At 33.9% G+C, this 20,391-nt stretch carries 25 protein-coding genes; 19 read left to right on the forward strand and 6 right to left on the reverse strand.

The window, feature by feature from the left end; translation table 11 throughout:
* Nucleotides 1-56: 56 nt before the first annotated feature.
* Nucleotides 57-737 carry an abortive infection system antitoxin AbiGi family protein gene (locus JOC48_RS12805; protein WP_204500277.1) on the forward strand — a complete coding sequence of 227 codons (681 nt, stop codon included), beginning with the start codon at nt 57-59 and terminating at the stop codon, nt 735-737.
* Between the two features lie 198 nt (nt 738-935).
* Here JOC48_RS12805 and lexA read toward each other — a convergent pair whose 3' ends face one another.
* Complete coding sequence (lexA, locus tag JOC48_RS12810) at nt 936-1,559, reverse strand: transcriptional repressor LexA (RefSeq protein WP_204500279.1); 624 nt, start codon at nt 1,557-1,559, stop codon at nt 936-938.
* A 301-nt stretch (nt 1,560-1,860) separates the two neighbouring features.
* On the opposite strand from lexA, the gene JOC48_RS12815 reads away from it, so the two are divergent.
* The 9 genes from JOC48_RS12815 (at nt 1,861) to JOC48_RS12855 (ending at nt 8,414) form a co-directional block, all read left to right on the forward strand.
* The gene (locus JOC48_RS12815; RefSeq protein ID WP_204500281.1) at nt 1,861-2,526 is read left to right on the forward strand and encodes a YneB family resolvase-like protein; all 666 of its coding nucleotides are present in this window, start codon (nt 1,861-1,863) and stop codon (nt 2,524-2,526) included.
* Nucleotides 2,527-2,717: 191 nt separating this feature from the next.
* The gene (locus JOC48_RS12820; protein ID WP_204500284.1) at nt 2,718-2,957 is read left to right on the forward strand and encodes a DUF896 domain-containing protein; all 240 of its coding nucleotides are present in this window, start codon (nt 2,718-2,720) and stop codon (nt 2,955-2,957) included.
* A gap of 140 nt (nt 2,958-3,097) precedes the next feature.
* Entirely contained in the window at nt 3,098-5,101 is a 2,004-nt protein-coding gene (gene tkt / locus JOC48_RS12825) for a transketolase (RefSeq protein WP_204500286.1), read from the forward strand.
* Between the two features lie 216 nt (nt 5,102-5,317).
* Entirely contained in the window at nt 5,318-5,746 is a 429-nt protein-coding gene (gene sirA / locus JOC48_RS12830; protein WP_204500289.1) for a sporulation inhibitor of replication protein SirA, read from the forward strand.
* A 128-nt stretch (nt 5,747-5,874) separates the two neighbouring features.
* A complete protein-coding gene (locus tag JOC48_RS12835; protein WP_204500292.1) occupies nt 5,875-6,099 on the forward strand; it encodes a YneF family protein in 225 nt (74 codons plus the stop codon).
* Nucleotides 6,100-6,268: 169 nt separating this feature from the next.
* Nucleotides 6,269-6,973 carry a cytochrome c biogenesis CcdA family protein gene (locus JOC48_RS12840; RefSeq protein WP_204500294.1) on the forward strand — a complete coding sequence of 235 codons (705 nt, stop codon included), beginning with the start codon at nt 6,269-6,271 and terminating at the stop codon, nt 6,971-6,973.
* 65 nt (nt 6,974-7,038) lie between these two features.
* Entirely contained in the window at nt 7,039-7,464 is a 426-nt protein-coding gene (locus JOC48_RS12845) for a Na(+)/H(+) antiporter subunit B (RefSeq protein ID WP_204500297.1), read from the forward strand.
* Nucleotides 7,465-7,542: 78 nt separating this feature from the next.
* Nucleotides 7,543-7,917, forward strand: coding sequence for a response regulator (locus JOC48_RS12850; RefSeq protein WP_204500299.1), 375 nt, complete (start codon nt 7,543-7,545; stop codon nt 7,915-7,917).
* A 17-nt stretch (nt 7,918-7,934) separates the two neighbouring features.
* Nucleotides 7,935-8,414: a CcdC family protein gene (locus tag JOC48_RS12855; protein ID WP_204500301.1), complete on the forward strand. Its 480-nt coding sequence runs from the start codon at nt 7,935-7,937 to the stop codon at nt 8,412-8,414.
* 73 nt (nt 8,415-8,487) lie between these two features.
* On the opposite strand, the gene JOC48_RS12860 is transcribed toward JOC48_RS12855, so the two are convergent.
* Nucleotides 8,488-8,913 (reverse strand): DUF2621 family protein, encoded by a 426-nt coding sequence (locus JOC48_RS12860; RefSeq protein ID WP_204500303.1) that lies wholly within the window; start codon nt 8,911-8,913, stop codon nt 8,488-8,490.
* A gap of 379 nt (nt 8,914-9,292) precedes the next feature.
* On the opposite strand from JOC48_RS12860, the gene JOC48_RS12865 reads away from it, so the two are divergent.
* Nucleotides 9,293-10,420, forward strand: a complete 1,128-nt coding sequence (locus JOC48_RS12865; protein ID WP_204500305.1) for an ATP-binding protein — start codon at nt 9,293-9,295, stop codon at nt 10,418-10,420.
* Nucleotides 10,421-10,481: 61 nt separating this feature from the next.
* Here the strand turns inward: JOC48_RS12865 and JOC48_RS12870 are convergent, their stop codons facing one another.
* On the reverse strand, nt 10,482-10,643 hold the full coding sequence (locus JOC48_RS12870) for a small acid-soluble spore protein P (RefSeq protein WP_204500307.1): 162 nt from the start codon (nt 10,641-10,643) through the stop codon (nt 10,482-10,484).
* A 266-nt stretch (nt 10,644-10,909) separates the two neighbouring features.
* On the opposite strand from JOC48_RS12870, the gene acnA reads away from it, so the two are divergent.
* The 8 genes from acnA (at nt 10,910) to JOC48_RS12910 (ending at nt 18,411) form a co-directional block, all read left to right on the forward strand.
* Nucleotides 10,910-13,615 carry an aconitate hydratase AcnA gene (gene acnA, locus JOC48_RS12875; RefSeq protein WP_204500309.1) on the forward strand — a complete coding sequence of 902 codons (2,706 nt, stop codon included), beginning with the start codon at nt 10,910-10,912 and terminating at the stop codon, nt 13,613-13,615.
* 219 nt (nt 13,616-13,834) lie between these two features.
* Nucleotides 13,835-14,434 (forward strand): redoxin domain-containing protein, encoded by a 600-nt coding sequence (locus tag JOC48_RS12880; RefSeq protein WP_204500311.1) that lies wholly within the window; start codon nt 13,835-13,837, stop codon nt 14,432-14,434.
* 64 nt (nt 14,435-14,498) lie between these two features.
* Nucleotides 14,499-14,639 (forward strand): FbpB family small basic protein, encoded by a 141-nt coding sequence (locus JOC48_RS21285; RefSeq protein WP_204500351.1) that lies wholly within the window; start codon nt 14,499-14,501, stop codon nt 14,637-14,639.
* Between the two features lie 157 nt (nt 14,640-14,796).
* Nucleotides 14,797-14,940: an acid-soluble spore protein N gene (locus JOC48_RS12890; protein ID WP_204500313.1), complete on the forward strand. Its 144-nt coding sequence runs from the start codon at nt 14,797-14,799 to the stop codon at nt 14,938-14,940.
* A 13-nt stretch (nt 14,941-14,953) separates the two neighbouring features.
* Nucleotides 14,954-15,184: a small acid-soluble spore protein Tlp gene (gene tlp, locus JOC48_RS12895; protein ID WP_204500314.1), complete on the forward strand. Its 231-nt coding sequence runs from the start codon at nt 14,954-14,956 to the stop codon at nt 15,182-15,184.
* Between the two features lie 214 nt (nt 15,185-15,398).
* On the forward strand, nt 15,399-17,687 hold the full coding sequence (locus tag JOC48_RS12900) for an AAA family ATPase (protein ID WP_204500316.1): 2,289 nt from the start codon (nt 15,399-15,401) through the stop codon (nt 17,685-17,687).
* Nucleotides 17,684-18,103 (forward strand): acyl-CoA thioesterase, encoded by a 420-nt coding sequence (locus tag JOC48_RS12905; RefSeq protein WP_204500318.1) that lies wholly within the window; start codon nt 17,684-17,686, stop codon nt 18,101-18,103. The genes JOC48_RS12900 and JOC48_RS12905 overlap by 4 nt, the downstream gene beginning before the upstream one ends.
* An 8-nt stretch (nt 18,104-18,111) precedes the next feature.
* Nucleotides 18,112-18,411, forward strand: coding sequence for a hypothetical protein (locus JOC48_RS12910; RefSeq protein WP_204500320.1), 300 nt, complete (start codon nt 18,112-18,114; stop codon nt 18,409-18,411).
* Nucleotides 18,412-18,453: 42 nt separating this feature from the next.
* On the opposite strand, the gene yidD is transcribed toward JOC48_RS12910, so the two are convergent.
* The 3 genes from yidD to plsY all read right to left on the reverse strand — a co-directional run bounded on the left by yidD (nt 18,454) and on the right by plsY (nt 20,386).
* Complete coding sequence (gene yidD / locus JOC48_RS12915; protein WP_204500322.1) at nt 18,454-18,693, reverse strand: membrane protein insertion efficiency factor YidD; 240 nt, start codon at nt 18,691-18,693, stop codon at nt 18,454-18,456.
* A 7-nt stretch (nt 18,694-18,700) separates the two neighbouring features.
* Nucleotides 18,701-19,633, reverse strand: coding sequence for a GTP cyclohydrolase FolE2 (gene folE2, locus JOC48_RS12920; RefSeq protein ID WP_204500324.1), 933 nt, complete (start codon nt 19,631-19,633; stop codon nt 18,701-18,703).
* Between the two features lie 171 nt (nt 19,634-19,804).
* The gene (gene plsY, locus JOC48_RS12925; RefSeq protein ID WP_204500327.1) at nt 19,805-20,386 is read right to left on the reverse strand and encodes a glycerol-3-phosphate 1-O-acyltransferase PlsY; all 582 of its coding nucleotides are present in this window, start codon (nt 20,384-20,386) and stop codon (nt 19,805-19,807) included.
* Nucleotides 20,387-20,391: the final 5 nt, after the last annotated feature.

Consider the following 20,391-nt stretch of genomic DNA (forward strand, 5'->3'; position numbering starts at 1 on the left):
CGGAAAAAATAGTACAATACATAAAAAGAAAGTTCTCTTAAAACGGAGGGAAACAATTGCAAAAACCTAGATACTATTCAAATATTTATTGGCACTTTACTGGGGGACCGGTATCGCGCGGTAATGAAATTGTGTGGCATAATTTTACCTGTTTAAAAGATGTAAAAAAAAATACAAAATTAAGGCCCCATAAGGAAGCGATGGATAACTTGAAAAGTATTATTCATTCAAATGTGTTAAAGGCTACTTGTACGGAACTTATTTCTAGTAATGTAGAAACAAAGAAATTTTGTAGTGTTTGTGATATCCCTTTAGTGGATCTACTCTATCATCGTAAATATTATGGAGACTATGCAATCGGGTTTAATGCAAACAAAATTCATGAAAATTTCCATCCAGTATTATATATAGATCCAACATATACAAGGATAAATACTTCATATTATGAGATGGAGGATCACACAGAAGATGATATTATGCTTTGGAATCTTATTGGATTAAAAAAAGAAAATCCTCTATTAAACTTTATTAAAATAACTAATTTTAGTTTGGAGTATGATCACTCTTTTTATGGCGAGCGTGAATGGCGATGCTTAGACGATTTTCATTTTAAGGACAAAGAGGTAGAAGCGATTATCGTTCCCAAAGAAGAAGTAGAAATAATTAACCATTTTTTAAAAGATAATGGTTATCAAAATATTAGTGTCATCAGTTGGGACCTGATTGAAAACATATAAAAATCCGGAAATGTGTAAATAGTCCGGATTATCATATGTTTTGTTCCACGTTAGGAAAGTATAAAATTTTAGCTCTGAAATTAATCGAATTAATCGACGTAGTAAAAATTTTTAGGAACTAAGTGTAAGCGCAACTATGCGAACGCCTGCGCCTAAAGGCTTGCGCTAGCCAAGTTTTCTTTAGAAAACAAAAAACTTCTAATGAATATGACGATACAAACCAATTACCTTTCCAAGAATAGAAACATTTTGATAAATCAAAGGGGCCATTGTTGCGTTTTCTGGTTGTAAACGAATATGATCATGTTCTTTAAAGAAACGTTTCACCGTAGCTTCCTCATCTTCGGTCATCGCTACGACTATTTCTCCATTTTGAGCTGTTTGTTGCTGTTTTACGATAACCATATCACCATCTAAAATACCAGCTTCTATCATACTGTCTCCTACAATTACAAGCACAAAGATTGTATCATTTGGGCTGGCAATTGTATTTGGAATTGGCACATACTCCTCGATGTTCTCAACTGCAGTAATTGGTAGCCCTGCAGTAACCTTACCAATTACAGGTGCAAATGTTGCGTCCTCTTTAGGTATGGTATTTTCATCACTAAGATCTAACACTTCAATTGCTCTTGGTTTAGTGGGATCTCTGCGGATGTATCCTTTTTTTTCTAATCTTGAAAGATGCCCATGAACAGTAGAGCTTGAAGCCAATCCAACAGCTTCTCCAATTTCTCTTACAGAAGGTGGATATCCCTTTTCTAACACTTGTTCTTTAATATATTCCAATATTGCTAGTTGTCTCTTTGATAGTTTTGTCATAAAAAACCACCTCGTACATAATATTTTATTAGCCATATTATACCATGTTAATGGTAGATGTACAAACATTCGTTCGAGAAAACCGTTGACAAGAACTAATGTTCGTATATAATTATAGACAGAGAGGAACGTTCGTTCTGTACTTGCTTATAATATTAAAGGAGGAGTTTATAATATGTTTCAAAATCTTTCAAAAGTTGATTTGTTTTATTTTGTATCATTTGTATTCACATTAGGTTTTCTATACTTTAGTCTTGTAACAGTCTGATTGTAAAAGAAATAGAATAGAGGGAAAATATAAATGGATGCTATTATATATTGTCGTGTTAGTACGGCTAAGCATGAGCAAGCTAGTTCACTACAAAGACAAAAGGAAGAACTGATTGAACTTGCTGCTCAATCTCAACTAAACATTGTAGAGGTAATCGAAGAGAGACAAAGCGGTTATCAAGTAGATCGTGAAGGAGTTTTTCAAATGTTGGATTATTTTTCTTCTGGTAAAGCTAATTGTCTACTTATCCAAGATGAGACAAGGCTGGGAAGAGGTAATACCAAAACAGCTTTGTTACATCAATTGTTTAAATTAAACATAACAATTTTCACATTAAGTCATCAAGGACAATTACAAGTATCTGAATCGGATTCTATGGTTCTTCAAATCGTTAGTGTAGTAGAAGAGTATCAAAGAAAGATACATAACCTAAAGATTAAGCGAGGAATGAAAAAAGCAATTGAAAAAGGATATAATCCTAGTAATAACTTGTCACGTATCGATCAAGCTTCAGGAAGGGAACGGATAGATTTTCCGATTAAAGAAGTTGTACGATTGAGAAATAATAATTTAACATTTGCCGAAATATCAAGTACGTTAAAGGGATTAGGCTACAACATATCAAGAGCTACGGTTCATAGAAGGTATAAAGAGTTTATATCACTTGAAAATGATAAAAACAATCATATAGAATAAAAAGACAAGAACCTTTAAATTGGGTCTTGTCTTTTTATTTGTTTTTACATTTTCTAAATTACAAGTATAGTTGGTTGAAAGTATAATAAGAACTTCGATGCTCGTTAAAAGATGACACGAATGTCGAGTTTTTCTGAAAAATTTGGGAATGTTAGTAAGGTAGTGCTTGAAAAATCAAAAGGAGACTTACAATGCTTTCAAAAGAAAAAATTAATCGAATCAATTTCCTTGCACGGAAAGCAAAAGATGAAGGATTATCTTCGGAGGAAAAGGAAGAACAAAGAAAACTTAGAGAAGAATATTTAAAAAATGTACGTAAATCGTTCAAAAACCAGTTTAAAGGAATGACTGTGATTGATCCGGAAGGAAAAGATGTTACACCCGATAAAGTAAAAAAGCTTAAAAATGAAAAAAAAGATAAATACCATTAAAAAGGTTGGAAATGGTTTAAATTGTCTTAATATGTCAAAGTTTTAGCTTTAATTCACATGATAGTACTTGTTTATTCTCCTGATTCATTATAGGATAATAATTGTACGTACATATTTATACGTTGGAAAGGGGATAAAAAATGTCTAATCAAACAGAGCAACTATCTATTAATACCATTCGTACGTTAGCCATAGACGCGATAGAAAACGCTAACTCTGGTCACCCTGGTTTACCAATGGGTGCAGCTCCTATGGCTTACACACTATGGACTGAATTTATGAACCATAATCCTAAAAATTCAAATTGGTTTAATAGAGACCGATTTGTATTGTCTGCTGGACACGGTTCCATGTTACTTTATGGACTTTTACATCTATCAGGATATAACGTTTCCATTGATGATTTAAAAGGATTTCGTCAACTAGGCTCTAAAACACCTGGTCACCCTGAAGTTGATTTTACTGATGGTGTGGAAGCAACAACAGGTCCATTGGGGCAAGGAGTTGCGATGTCAGTGGGAATGGCGATGGCTGAAAAGCATCTTTCAGCACAATATAATCGTGATCAATATTCTGTTGTTGATCATTACACCTATGCTTTAGTTAGTGATGGTGACTTAATGGAAGGTATTTCCCATGAATCAGCATCGCTTGCTGGGCATTTAAAGCTTGGTAAATTAATTGCTTTATACGACTCCAATGATATTTCTTTAGATGGTGATCTTCATAAGTCATTCTCTGAAAATGTTGAAAATCGATTTAAAGCATATGGATGGCAAGTACTAAGAGTGGAAGATGGAAATGACACTTCTGAAATTTCAAAAGCAATTGAACAAGCGAAAGCAAATACTGATCAGCCTACACTTATTGAAGTGAGAACTGTTATTGGCTATGGGTCTCCGAATAAATCAGCTTCTGCAGCATCCCATGGTGCTCCACTTGGATCAGATGAAGTAAAGCTAACAAAAGAATTTTATCAATGGGGACACGATGACTTTCATGTTCCTGAAGAAGTTTACAACGATTTTCAAAGCAAAATTGTTGAACGTGGTCAACAAGCAGAAAAAGAGTGGAATACTTTATTTGAGTCATATCAATCTGCTCATCCTGAATTAGCTAAAGAACTAATTACAGCAATAAATGGTGACCTTCCTAGTAACTGGGATAAAGAATTGCCGGTTTACGAAGCTGGTAAAGATAAACTTGCTACTCGTGCATCCTCAGGGGAAGTATTGAATGCGATTGCTAAATCCGTACCATATTTCTTTGGTGGTAGTGCGGACTTAGCTGGTTCAAACAAAACAACAATCAAAGATGCCGGTGATTTTTCTCGCGATGACTATACTGGTAGAAACATTTGGTTTGGTGTCCGTGAGTTTGCAATGGCAGCAGCACTAAATGGTATGGCATTACATGGAGGATTAAAGGTTTTCGGCGGTACATTCTTTGTTTTCAGTGACTATTTACGGCCGGCGGTAAGATTGTCCGCTATTCAACATTTACCTGTTACTTATGTATTAACCCACGACTCTATTGCTGTTGGAGAGGATGGACCAACTCATGAACCTGTTGAGCAGTTAGCAGCATTCAGAGCAATGCCGAACCTTTCAGTAATACGCCCGGCAGACGGAAATGAAGTACAAGCAGCATGGCGCTTAGCTCTAGAATCTGAAAGTACACCGACAGCATTAGTTTTAACTAGACAGGGACTTCCTACCCTTGAAGGAACAGCTGCGAATGCTTATGAAGGTGTCAAAAAAGGTGCTTATGTTGTTAGCCCTGCATCAAAAGAAACACCAGATGCATTATTAATGGCAACAGGATCAGAAGTTTCGTTAGCAGTAGATGCACAAAGTGAACTAAAAGGTAAAGGTATTGACGTAAGTGTTGTTAGTATGCCTTCCTGGGATAGATTTGAGAAACAGGATAAATCTTACCGTGATCAAGTATTACCACCTTCTGTGAAAAAGCGTTTAGGAATTGAAATGGCTTCTCCATTAGGTTGGGATAGGTATACTGGTGACGAAGGAAAAATACTGGCGATTAACGAATTTGGTGCATCAGGTGAAGGTGGCAAAGTAGTAGCAGAGTATGGTTTTACAGTAGAGAATGTTGTGAAACAAGTAGAATCATTATTTAACTAATATTTAAACCCTTGGCTTTTAGTCAAGGGTTTAACTATGAAGTAAAGTTGTGTAATTTTAAAAAGTTACTTTATTTACATGCAACTGGAAGGATAGTAATAGAAAAATGATAAAACGACATAAATAGACAAAAAATAATTTTATATTTTACAAGGTGTGACAGGAACTTTGTAGCTATTTCTGTATAATGTTTGTCAAAGTGGGAGGGACAAGCATATGCAGAAATATTCAATATTTTGGATTGAAGAAGAGTTTTGTTTTCACTATTTTTATAAATCAGAAATCTTGTATCGTTTTTTGAATGAATATTTAAGCAATGCTTCAAGAAGTGATTTACTTGCACAGTTTAAATTTGTTACAAAGAATATACCTTATCATCCATTAATGACCGATATAAGAAAATACCATAAAAACAAAATAAAGATAATTAAAAATGGGAAAGATATTATATTGTTATTGGACAATCACCCACTAGAAATACAATGTTATGATCGATATATGACTGTTAGTTGTAGTTCGGTTGAGATAGCTGATAATGTATTATTTCAAGCGTTAAAAGCTTTTCATCCTAGTTTTTTTATTATAGAAAACGGTACTACAAATTCTGGTTGGATAACACCTGTAAAGAAAGAAATATTACTTTAACACAAGATTGCATGAACATTTTTCAATGAGTATATAACATTTTACTTTGTCTTAATAGACAAGTATTGTATTATTTAAATGGTTTTACTATACTGTATGAGAGACAACATGAAGGAGGAAAAGCTTACATGGCAACAATTTGGGTTGTACTTATTGCTATTTTAGCCTTAATTGCTGGTGTAGCTCTAGGGTTTTTCATTGCAAGAAAGTATATGATGAATTACTTAAAAAAGAATCCACCAATTAATGAACAAATGCTTCGAACATTGATGATGCAAATGGGACAAAAGCCTTCCCAAAAGAAAATCAATCAAATGATGCGTGCAATGAATAATAATCAATTTAAACAATAATATATTTTGAGCGTTGCATTGCACAATATAAATCCCTTGACATTTGTATGGTCAAGGGATTTATATTATTTGCCATATTATCATTTTTGGCTGTATAAAGTAACATAATATAAGAAATTGACTACTTTTTTTGATAAGATAGAGTAGTAACTGAATTGAGGTGGATGCTATGGTTGAACTAAATATATTTATTGCGTTTGGGGCAGGGTTTTTATCCTTTATCTCTCCATGCGTATTGCCTTTGTACCCAGCATTTTTATCATACATTACAGGCATGAGTGTTAATGATATAAAAGAAGAAAGTGCCATGTTCAATGCCAAAAGTGTAATACATACTATCTTTTTTATCATTGGCTTTTCGAGTATTTTTGTACTTTTAGGTTTTACAACATCTTTTATAGGTGAATTTCTTCTAGTTTGGCAGGATGCTATCAGACAGATAGGCGCAATACTAATCATATTTTTTGGACTAGTGATTATAGGTGTATTTAATTTTTCATTTCTAATGAAAGATAAAAAAATCAAATTTAAAAATCGTCCATCAGGTTTTTTTGGTTCATTTATTATTGGAATGGCTTTTTCTCTTGGATGGACACCATGTACAGGGCCAATCTTGATGTCTGTTTTGTCTTTGGCGGCAACAAATCCGGAATCCGGCGTTCTTATGATGACTGCTTATGCACTTGGCTTTTCTGTACCATTTCTCATCTTGTCTTTTTTTATTGGGAAGCTAAAATGGATCAAACGAAATGCTCCGAAGCTAGTAAAACTCGGTGGCTATCTTATGATATTTATGGGAATATTTTTGTTTTTTGATTTTATGACAAAATTAACTTCGTTTTTGGCCAGCTGGTTTAGTTTCTATGGCTTTTAAGTAATGGAATTTATTGCAATTTTATATTATTATTAAATTATGATAAATTAAAGGAGTTTTTTTAAGTGACACGATCAAATGATTTGATTTTAAGAACAACAACAACATTAATAGCATTTATCTTGTTTGGGTTTTCCATTTATTTATTTCTGGCAGGTCATAGCGCTCCTGGTGGAGGTTTTATAGGTGGGCTGATGACTTCAGCAGCAATTTTATTAATGTTTATGGCATATGGTCATAGAGCTGTCACAACAATTTTGCCAATCAATTATAGGCTTTTAATTTCTATTGGACTTTTCATTGCAGTGTTAACGAGTGTTGGTTCATTTTTGTTTGGGGAGCCTTTCTTAAGTCAAACTTTTGAATACTTTTACGTACCAGTGTTAGGGGAAAAAGAACTTGCTACGGCTTTATTATTTGACTTGGGTGTTTATTTTACAGTAATAGGTGTGTCAATGACTATCATTTTAACAATTGCTGATGATCGATAAAGAGAAAAGTTCATGCAGCGTTGGTATCACACACACGATTATTCACCGTGTTAAAATGTTACTAGGGGGGGAAGGTAAGTGGCAAAAATCTTAATTGTTGACGATGCGAAGTTTATGAGAATAACTCTATCGAATATACTTAAAAATGGTAATCATGAGGTAGTAGGGGAGGCAGAAGATGGACAACAAGCGATAACCTTATACAAAGAACAACAACCTGATTTAGTAACAATGGATATAACAATGCCTGAAATGAACGGAATGGATGCACTAAAGGAAATTATGCATATCGATTCTAATGCTAAAGTAATTATGTGTTCTGCAATGGGGCAACAGAAGCTGGTAGTCGAAGCAATAGAACGAGGTGCGAAGGATTTTTTAGTAAAACCTTTTGATGAAAGTCGAGTACTGGAAGCAATAAATCGAGTACTAAATGAACCGTACGTTAAATAAAGAAAGAGTTGATACATATGTTTTGGGCCACGGCCAGTACAGTTGTTGGTATTATGATGGCTGTTGCCATGATCTTTGTCCGAGCAAGAGCAGCTAAAAAGCCAGCTAGTGTTCGCAAAATTATTTTACCTCCTCTATTTATGAGCACTGGGGCTTTAATGTTTTTGTTTCCAATGTTTCAAGTTTCCTGGAATAAAGTACTTGAAGCTGTTTCTGTCGGCATAATTTTTTCCGTTTTATTAATTAAAACTACAAAATTTCAAATTCAAAATGGAAGTATATATTTAATACCATCTAAATTTTTTATTTTAGTATTACTAGTACTTCTTATTTTACGAATTGTTTTAAAATTGGTCATAGGACAGTCTATCTCATTTGGAGAAACTAGTGGCATGTTTTTTTTATTAGCTTTAGGTATGATAATTTCTTGGCGGTTATCAATGCTTGTAAAGTTTAAAAGAATACAAAAAAACCTCGAAACAAAAAGAGAAATGTAATGTTGTTTCGAGGTTTTTTTATATTCTTTTAGAATAACTCCATTATGTATAATTTAAGTTGAAAGAAGTATGCTTAATCAAATAACTCTTGATACGGAGTAACATCTATATTTTTATCATCTAGTTTCTTCTTTAAAAATTTATGATCACGCTTTGGTGTTGCTAATATATATCCTTCAATAAGTACGTCGTGTGTTATTTTCTCTTTATTCTTAGCTAGAGCAATTTCTCCGATCTTACTAACGATTTTTTGTCTAGCAACATCTCTAAACAATTCTGGTACTGGAGAAATAAGTTCCTCTAGTAACACTTTCTCTTGATCATCCCACATATGCTTTGTTCGTTCGTAGTAATATTCTTCCCAGTCTAATATTGATTTTCCATCTTCTTTAGGGAGTTTTTTAAGAAACTTCCTAAACATAAAAAAACCACCGATTGAAATTAACCCAACCAGGATAAAGGTCCATGCTACAATAAAGATTGAAAATCCCAATGACATATTATCACCTATTCTAACTTATACTTATAGTAAAAACGGATTAAATTTGTTAAGAGTAAATGTAATTAATTTTTTAGCAAATATTTTTTTCGATTTGAGACTTTAGATTTGTAAAAGAATTAACGGATGTTAATGATGTATGTTCTTATAGAGCAAAAGTTTTATTTTTTTAATTTTTGTAGTAATATTACTAATAATTGCAAAAAATACAATCTTTCTCCACAAATTATAACAATTTACAACGCGAATCGTTAATTTTCTGATATTATAATGATAATGGTATTGCTATTATAAAAGGAATCATCATAATTTACAAGATAAGGATAAGTTCATCGTAATAAAAAGGGATGGTGTGAAGAATAGGGGGAAGGTTTATCTGATGTCAGACTATTTCGGTAATGACGATAACCATTTAAAGAAAGATTTTCACACAGAGTCTTCAACATGCAAACAATTAAAACCGTACAAATTATCTAATTTACCTACGAACATATTAGACTGGATTGAAGAACATGGGTTTGATTTAGTTATCATTTGTGATGTACTTGGTAGAGTATTATATGTTTCCCGCTCTGTAAATCATATGCTAGGGTACGACTCTGATACACTTCTCGGCAAACAAATGCTTAGCTATCTTCCTCAAAATGACCAACAATTAATAAAGGAATGGTGTCAAAATACCCCAAACAAATCGAAGAAGTTTACAGTAAGCATCCGTGATGTTTTTGGCAAATACGTCTGGGTGGAATCAACGATTGCATCAATTAGAGATGAAGAGACAAATTGCCAGTTATTTATATCATTGTATAAAGATATAACGGATAAAAGAGAAGCTGAAGAAATGCTGATACGATCAGAAAAAATGTCTGTAGCTGGACAACTAGCTGCTGGAGTGGCACATGAAATAAGAAATCCTTTAACATCCTTAAAGGGATTTGTTCAGTTACTACAGGCTGGAACAACAAAAAAAGATGAATATTATAAAATAATGATTGATGAAATTGACAAAATTAATAATATTACTTCAGAATTGCTCTTTATATCAAAACCGATGACAGATGAGAAAAACTGGGAAAAAATATTGGCAATGATTAACGATGTTGTAACCTTGTTTCAATCTCAAGCTAGACTGTATAATATTGACCTTGTTGTAAAATCATCTGAAGATAGAGAAATTTACTGTGACAAAACTCAAATTAAACAAGTGTTAATCAATTTATTAAAAAATGCAGTTGAGGAAATGTTGGATGGTGGGACGATTGTTGTGGAAGTGGATTATAATGATTCGCTTTGTATTGTCTCAATAATTGATGAAGGACCTGGTATTCCAGAACATATCATACATAAATTAAAAGAACCATTTTTCACTACTAAGAAAGACGGTACAGGTTTGGGGCTAATGATTTCGAATAAAATTGTAGAAAATCACCAAGGTAAAATCGATATTGTTAGAAACAAAAAAAAAGGAAGCACGTTTAGAATTACTATACCAATAGCTCCTAGTTAGTGCCCATTAAAGAAACTCCCAAACAAAGCAGGGAGAATTCTTTAAGGGCATTTTATGATGTTTACATATCGTGTGAAGCTCCCTTTTTTTGCCTGCTGTGATTTTTATTTTTTACTTTTTTTGAACCACTTAAAGGTTCATTCGGTTGATTCTTGTTTTTATCCTTTGCCAATTTGCACCCTCCTTTGCACTTATTTTTAAGAAGATCGCTTTTTTTATACATTGGTTGTTTTAAAAAGCTATCATGTACAACAAAAGATTAATACGCAGTACGATGTCCCTTACATTAGTAACATGATTTTATTGACACAAGACAGCATGGATTGATAAAAACAAACAATTTAGTTAGATATACAATAAATTCTTTCAAAATATTTTACTTATAAACCGATTTCATTTAAAATGAATAAGGTGCATAAAAATGCTTTACTTTGGGGACTGGAGAGATCAAAGATGATCCAACATATTTAAAGGGGGTAACAAATACGTATGACAAAAAATGATACTTATAATGCACGTAAACAATTTGAATTGAATGGAAAAAAGTATAACTATTTTGAACTAAAAGCTTTAGAAGCTGCTGGAATTGGTGAGATTTCACGCTTACCGTTCTCTATCCGTATTTTACTTGAGTCTTTAGTAAGACAATATGATGGACGTGTCATTAAAGAAGAACATGTTGAAGGGTTAGCAAAATGGGGCAAAACAGACAGTACAGATGTTCCTTTCAAGCCTTCACGTGTTATTCTTCAAGATTTTACAGGTGTACCAGCCGTAGTTGATTTGGCTTCCCTTAGAAAAGCCATGGTAGATATGGGCGGTTCTCCTGAAAAGATTAATCCAGAAGTACCAGTGGATCTTGTTATTGACCACTCCGTTCAGGTAGACAAGTATGGAACAGATGATGCATTACAAGCAAATATGGAATTAGAGTTTGAACGTAATGCAGAGCGTTATGAATTCTTAAATTGGGCACAAAAAGCTTTTGACAATTATCGTGCTGTACCACCTGCAACTGGTATTGTTCACCAAGTTAACCTTGAATATTTAGCTAATGTTGTACATGCCATTGAAAATGAAAATGGTGAGTTTGATACGTTTCCTGATACATTAGTCGGTACTGACTCTCACACTACTATGATCAATGGTCTTGGTATATTAGGTTGGGGCGTTGGTGGTATTGAAGCAGAAGCTGGAATGCTTGGACAACCTTCCTATTTCCCTGCACCAGAAGTAATCGGGGTTAAATTTACAGGAAGTTTTCCAAATGGTACTACTGCAACAGACCTTGCGTTAAAAGTGACTCAAGTGTTACGTGAGAAAAAAGTAGTTGGAAAGTTTGTTGAATACTTTGGTCCTGGTTTAACGGAAATGCCACTAGCAGACCGTGCAACAATTGCTAATATGGCGCCAGAATACGGTGCTACATGTGGTTTCTTCCCAGTTGATGAAGAAGCTCTTAATTATTTACGTTTGACAGGACGTAGTGAAGATCATATTGCATTAGTTGAAAAGTATTGCAAAGAAAATAACTTATGGTATTCATCAGACCAGCCTGATCCAGAGTTTACTGAACTTGTTGAAATTGACCTTTCTGAACTTGAACCAAACTTATCTGGGCCGAAACGTCCACAGGATTTAATTCCGCTTTCAAAAATGAAGGAATCTTTCAACGAAGCGGTTACTGCTCCTGCAGGGAATCAAGGTTTTGGATTAGATAAAAGTGAATTCGATAAGGAAGTTAAAATTGACCACCCAAGTGGAAAATCTTCTGTTATGAAAACAGGTGCTGTTGCAATTGCTGCAATTACTTCTTGTACGAATACATCGAATCCATATGTCATGTTAGGGGCAGGTTTGCTTGCAAAGAAAGCGGTAGAAAAAGGTCTTGAAGTACCCGGATATGTTAAAACATCATTAGCACCCGGTTCTAAGGTTGTAACTCGTTATCTAGAAGATTCTGGATTAATGAACTACTTAAACGAACTAGGATTTAACTTAGTAGGTTATGGTTGTACAACCTGTATCGGTAACTCTGGTCCTTTATCAGAAGAAATCGAAGAAGCAATAGCTAAAAACGATTTAACGGTTTCTTCCGTATTATCTGGTAACCGTAACTTTGAAGGTCGAATTCATCCTTTAGTAAAGGCTAACTACCTTGCTTCTCCACCATTAGTAGTGGCTTACGCGTTAGCAGGAACTGTTGACGTTGATTTAAATAAAGAACCAATTGGGAAAGATAAAGATGGTAAAGCTGTTTACTTTAATGATCTTTGGCCATCATTAGACGAAATTAAAGAACAAGTAAAACAAGTTGTAACACCAGAGATTTTCCGCAAAGAATATGAGAATGTCTTTAATTCCAATGAGAAGTGGAACGAAATAGAAACAACAGACGAACCATTATATAAGTGGGACAGTGAATCAACGTATATCCAAAATCCACCATTCTTTGAAGGGTTAGAGAAAGAAGCTGGTAAAGTTGAAGATTTATCTAACCTGAGAGCTGTTGGTAAATTTGGTGATTCTGTAACAACAGACCATATATCTCCGGCTGGTGCGATTGCTAAAGATATGCCTGCAGGTAAATACTTGCAAGAAAAGAAAGTTTCTCCTCGTGATTTTAACTCTTATGGTTCTCGTCGAGGAAATCACGAAGTTATGATGCGTGGTACTTTTGCAAACATCCGGATTAAAAATAAGCTAGCTCCTGGAACAGAAGGCGGATATACAACATATTGGCCAACAGAAGAAGTAATGCCAATTTATGATGCGGCAATGAAGTACCAACAAGATGGAACTGGCCTGATTGTTATTGCAGGTAAAGATTATGGTATGGGAAGTTCCCGTGATTGGGCTGCCAAAGGAACGAATTTATTGGGGATCAAAACTGTTATTGCAGAAAGCTTTGAACGTATTCACCGTTCTAACTTAGTAATGATGGGTGTTTTACCTTTACAATTCAAGGACGGAGATAGCAATGAATCCTTAGGATTAACAGGTAAAGAAGTATTCGATATACAAATTAATGAAAATGTGAAGCCACATGATCTAGTTAAAGTGATTGCTACTGATGAAGAAGGTAACAAAAAAGAATTTGAAGTAATCGCTCGCTTTGATAGTGACGTTGAAATTGATTATTATCGTCATGGCGGTATTCTTCAAATGGTACTACGAAACAAATTGGAAGTATAATAATACAGAAAAAAGACAGCTTGTCACAAGCTGTCTTTTTCTTTACATATGGAAGAAAAGAAATTATGATTTATAAAGATGTAAACAAATGATACTAATCTTAATATAAAATAAAGGTTTCGTCACTTTATCGTTTTAGGCAAGCGTCAACCTTTTAGAAAATCCAGCCAATGTAATATAGTATTAATCATTTTTGTAATGATAAAGGAAGTGTGACTGTTGTATAGAAAAATTTTTGCATTTAGTCTTCTTGTAGTATTAATTGCAGTTTTCGTATATGAATTAACAGAGAATCATCAAAACAATAAAAGTTCTTCTAATTCAAATAATGAAATAGATGTTACTGGTGATACGTCAGTCGATGGAACAGCGATTGTAGCTCCTAACGATAAAGCGTTAGAGGTCGGTGAAAAAGCCCCGAATTTTACGTTAGAAACAATAGATGGTCAGAAAGTTACGCTATCTGACTTCGAAGGACAAATCGTTTATTTAAACTTTTGGGCTACTTGGTGTGGTCCTTGTCGAGTTGAGATGCCTGAAATGCATGATTTTCAAAATGAATTCGAGGAAAAAGTCGAAATGATCGCTGTAAATGTTACGAATACGGAATCAAGTGTTGAAGTTGTAGAGGATTTTGTAGCTAGAGGTGATTTTTCATTTACTATCGTGCTGGATGTAGAGTCAAAAGTAAGTGAACAGTATAATCTTTTAAATTTGCCTACTACGTATATTATTGGAAAAGATGGGAAGATAAAAGAGAGAGTCATGGGGCAAATGACATATGAGTATATGGAAGAATTGTATGTAAAACATAATTAATTGTTATATTTATCAGGAAAATGGTAATCCTTTTACTAAATAATGCGAAAAGGAGAGGATTACTATTTCACTAAGAAAAAAACCAACTTTTGAAGAATTACTTTCACAAAGTAGAGAAGAGATACTTCAGGATGAGCAAGTACTCGAACAAATTGACGAAAAAATAGAAAATCGCATAAATGCATCTTTTAAAAAGGATGCCTAAAAATGACCATAATAGGTCATTTTTTTACGCTTTAAGAAAGACGAGACGAACGTCGAGTTTTTCTTAACGAAACAATTCCCTGTTATCAAATGCATAGGAAAAGCTTATCAAACAAATAATAATTTTGCTATCCTAAAAGAAAGGGGATGTTAGGTCTATGGGGAATCCAAAAAAGGATTCAAAGCATTTTAGACCAAGTCATTTAGGAACTCAGCCATTAGAGGCTGGAGGTAACAAAGGGAAGAAGATGCAGGTAAAATCGAATGAAAAGCCTAAAGTTATTCAAACTAAAGGACATTAGGAGGTGAGTCGAAATGAGCCAGCATTATCAAAAACCTAATCCAGATAATCGTGAAGATAACGTCGATAAATTGCAGGAAAAAGTACAGAATACTATCGAAAATATAGAAGAAGCTCATGAAACAATGCGATTCGCCTCGGGAGAAGAAAAGCAAAAAATAGAAGCAAAAAACCATCGTAGAGAAGAATCAATACAATCTATGCGAGAAGAAATTAAAGATGAATACCGAAATCAACATTCATAATAATAAGGGTCTGTCCCAGTTAGGGCAGGCCCTTTCCATTTGGCATCCTTTCAGCTATGCTGAAAGTCGTGTGAAATCTTGATTTTCACACGATGAGTCAAAAATCAACGCGAACTTTAACACAGCCTTTCGTTTAAAAAACTACATAATGCAACATAATATCTCCGAACCATTCTCTATGATAAAATAGTAATAATGAAGGGAGCGGTGCTATTTGAATACCGAAAATAACTATAAATTAGAGACAACTATTGTTGAATGGAAGACAATACACTCCATACCGCCTCTTAAAGAAGTTGAAGTATTACGGAATATAGATGCTGTTCAAAAGCAGAATTTATCATTATCATCAACATCAATTTCCATATTATATAGTATGCTTGTATTTTATCGGTTAAAAAGAAGTTTTAATGATGATCGTATTACCGATATTTTGTTAGAAGAAGCGAAAAAATATGATGATCCCCCAACAACTTTAATCGAGATAATGGAAATGAAGTCTTTTTTTAATTTTTATTCTACTTTTAAGGATTCCACACTGGAAGATTGGTCAATCAGGGAAACTGACTTTGATCCGGCAAAACTAAAAAAAATCAATGAATTATTATCAGATATTGATCAAATACAACAACAGCACAAAACAATGAAAGAAGCTGAAAATAGTCCGTTAAGTAAGCTTCAAGGAAAAATAGTAGAGGAATTAAGTATTTTAAAGGATAATTTATATGATGCAATAGAAATGTTGGAAAATAAAAAAACGGGTGTTCCAATCCAGCAATTAAATAATCAAGTTAAAAAAATTGTTCAGCTCCTATCTGATTTCTATAACCAATTTCCTGAAGTATTTAGGTCTTCTATGACAAAAGATCCACTCGTAGAATTAGAAGGGATGGTTGGTCTAAAAGAGGTCAAACAGTATATCCATAAATACTATCATTACTTACAATATCAAAAAGAAAGAAGAACAATTGGGTTTCATATGGTTGATGAACCTGGATTACATATGATAATTACTGGAAACCCGGGGACAGGGAAGACAACGATAGCAAGGCTATTGGCGGCTATTTATTATGAATTAGGCTTATTAGAAGCAAATCATGTTACGGAAGTTAACCGATCACATTTAGTAGGATCTTACGTGGGACAAAGTGAAGAAAATACTATTAACTTTGTGAAACAATCTATCGGCGGGATTCTTTTCATAGATGAGGCTTATAGTTTAAAGAGAGAAGGTCAATCTGGGAATGACTATGGCCAAGCTGTGATTGATACATTAGTTTCAAGTATGACAAGCAAGGAATTTTCCAATCGTTTTGCCGTAATATTAGCTGGATATCCAGAAGAGATGCGACAATTTTTATGGTCAAATCCAGGGTTAAGAAGCCGATTTCCAGAACAAAATCATATTGCGTTACCTAATTTTAAAATGGATGAGCTGATTCAGATTGCTGAAAACACAGCAATTGAAAATGATTACTTTTTTACAGAGGAAGCTTTAAACCGATTTGAGAGTATTATTGATCAAGCAAGAGTGGATGAGACGTTTGGGAATGCTAGAACAGTCCGTGACCTTGTGTTAAAAGCAATTTTTCAAAAAGGTGCTACCAAACCTTTGTCTGCACAAGAAAATTGGCTTGAACATATGCGAATTGATGTAAATGATCTTGATTTGATGGAAGATGATGTAACTGAGCAAAATCCAATGGATCAGCTGGAACGGTTGATTGGTCTAACTAACGTCAAGCAAGAGGTGAGAAAGCTTTCTTCTTTTGTCCGTATTCAACAACAACGAAAACAAGCAGGATTACCGAAAGTTCCTGTGCAATTACATGCTGTGTTTTCTGGAAACCCCGGTACAGGGAAAACAACTGTTGCCAATATTTATTCAGAAATTTTGCATGAATGTGGATTGTTAAAAAGAGGTCACTTGGTAATTGCTTCTAGAAGTGATTTAGTTGCTGGTTTTGTCGGGCAAACAGCAATAAAAACGAAGCAAAAAGTCCGTGAAGCATTAGGTGGAGTATTGTTAATAGATGAAGCCTATGCTTTATTTCGGGGAGAAAAAGATTTTGGAAAAGAAGCAATCGATACATTAGTTGATGAAATGACGAAGCATAATGAAAATTTAGTAGTAATTCTAGCAGGATACAAAAATGAAATGAAGCAATTTATTGCCAGTAATCCTGGTCTAGAATCAAGGTTTAAGAAGTATATAGAATTTGAAGATTACAATAATGAAGAAATGTTACAAATTACTAAATATCACGTAGCAAAATACCAATATGAAATGACTGATGAGGCTCGACATTATTTGTCAGATCAATTTAAGCAATTCAAGGTTGATGGAAATGCAAGGTTTGTTGTTAATCTAATAGATGAAGCCATTCAATTTCAAGCACTAAGAATGGGAGAGACAGATGATAATGATTGGACAGCATTTAAATTGCTTACCGGCGATGATTTTAAAAATGCATGGATAACCATTAGGGGGAATAACCATTGAAAGTTGTTGAAGAATTAATTAAAGTAAGATATCAAGAAACCGATCAAATGGGTGTTGTTTATCATGCGAATTATTTAGTTTGGTTTGAGATTGGAAGAACAGCATTTATCGAATCTCTCGGTTTTCAATATCATGAGATGGAGACTGAAGGTATTGTTTCTCCTGTTATTGATGCGCATATGTATTTTAAACAGCCGATAAGGTATGGACAAGATGTTTATGTTAAAACTTGGATTGAAGAATATGATGGCTTACGTACAACTTACGGATATCAAGTAGAAGATACAAATGGAAATGCAGCTGTCACAGGAAGCACCAAACATGTCATTGTTAAAAAAGATAATTTTAAACCGGTATCGTTAAGGCGAAAGTTTCCTGAATGGCATCAAGCTTATATAAATGCACTTGGTGAGTGAGGGATAGTATGGCTTTTGGTATTAATCGAGCAGAATTATACATGTGGAAAGAGTTAGTTTACCAAGGGAAAGTTGCTTTTTTAACACACTATTGGTTGGATCCCAGATTTCCAAATTGTAAGACGGTTACAAAAGTAGGATGTAGTGACTTAGATAAATTAATTGAATGGGGAAAACAATATGGATTAGATCCTTGCTGGATTCATTTAGATCCTAGGTTTCCACATTATGATTTATTTGGGGAAAGACAAAAACATATTTTAATGGAAGAAGAGCAATGGGAGCAAATTTCAAAATTTAACTTATGATTTAATAAGGCCTATCTTTTAAAAGAAGATAGGCCAATATAATTACTCTTTTTTATTACTTTTTGTTTCTTTTTCAGGAACTGGGTCAAATCCTCCAGGATGAAACGGATGACATTTTAAAATCCGTTTTATTGTTAAATAACTACCCTTTACTGCTCCAAACCGTTGAAAGGATTCCAAACCGTATTGGGAACATGTTGGATAAAACCTACAAGTAGCTGGCTTTAGTGGACTAATAATTTTTTGGTAAACCCGAATACATGTGATAAAAATATGTTTCATTTCATTACTACATTTCCAATTTTTTATCATAGGTAATCGAAGCAATTGCATCATGCAAATGAATAGATTCTTCGTTTCGGCACATTACTGAAAACTTTTCTATAAAATCGATCTCATAAAGATCAGCCGCAACTAAACGAACAATATCTTCTACAAATCTTGGGTTTTCATAGGCATGCTCTGTTATCATTTTCTCATCAGGTCGTTTAAGAACGGGATGAATTCTGGCACTAGCATTACTTTCAGTAGCTTCCAGAAGCAGTTGTTTCCAATCAAAATCCTTGTCATTAAAATCGTTACTAAGAGTTACATCCATAGAGACGATTCCGCGTTGATTATGGGCACTATATTCACTTATTTCCTTTGAACAAGGACATAGAGTAGTAATTGTTCCAGTTAAGCCAACCTCTATATCATATCCTTTCTCTATATCATAAGACACCTTAATTTTTGCATCCGCATGGTTTAAACCAGCTAACTCTGAAGCTGGACCTTTTCTTTCAAAAAACCAAGGGAAGGATACTTCCATCATAGCGTCCTTTTGTTTTAATCTTTCTGCTAAATCTCTTGTGAATGTTTTTAATAAATCAATACTAATTTCAAATGAATCTGTATTGTAATACTCATGCAGTTGTTCTGTGAAGCGACTCATGTTTGTCCCTTTATTGTCTTTACCTATGCTAGATGTGAATGTAAATGTACCAATCGTTGCTTGTGAGTGAGGCTCCATCTTGCTACCAACTGTAATTGGATGTTTTACATTTGAAATACCAACTGCATCTATATCAAATAAAAAATCTTTTTTTGTATTTTGTAAATCAGCCATTTCTTCTTTGTTTTCAGGCTTTGTTCTAGGACCAGGTGAAACAGATCCAAACAATTTATGGCGATCAATTTTATTAGGTAGTACTTTTTTATGGTTATGTTCCGTTTTATTCATTGTTTCGACTCCTTTCAGCCAATTTCCACTATTTCAAAGTATACTCAACAAATTATTAATATTCAATTTTTTTAATTGTTTAACAGAGCCAAGTGTAAAAAAGACCAGACACGTATGTCAGGTCAGCCATGCTATTTTATACAACTGTTTCAATGATAGCACCATATTTGCTCACATCCATTTTATTTTTGGTTCTGTTTTATTAATAATCCGTTTTATGTTTGTTCGGTGTCGATAAAAAACAAATATAGTTAAGATGGATGTGATGATGATTAGTCCTGTATTTTGCAGAAAGAAACTTACAATGATCGTTATAATTCCAGTCACCATGGATGCAAGAGATACATACTTAGATAGATACAATACGATGAAGAAGGTTATTAATATGATTAAAAATAAAAAAGGACTAACCCCAAGAATGATACCACCTGAAGTTGCTACTGCTTTGCCTCCCTTGAAATTTGCAAAAATAGGATACATATGTCCAATCACTGCAAAAACCCCTATAAGAAGAGGGTTTATCTCGACCCCGAATAGGATTGGTAGCTGGGTAGCAAGTGTACCTTTCAGTATATCAGCTAATGTAACAGTGATACCTGCTTTAATTCCTAGTACTCGGAATGTATTGGTACCGCCAAGATTGCCACTTCCATGATCTCTGATATCTGTTTTATATCCAATTTTTCCGACGATTAATCCAAAGGGAATAGAACCAATAAGATAAGCTAGAATAATTATGATGATTATTAACATCGTTT

It is taken from the genome of Aquibacillus albus (assembly GCF_016908325.1).
Lineage (GTDB): Bacteria > Bacillota > Bacilli > Bacillales > Amphibacillaceae > Aquibacillus_A > Aquibacillus_A albus.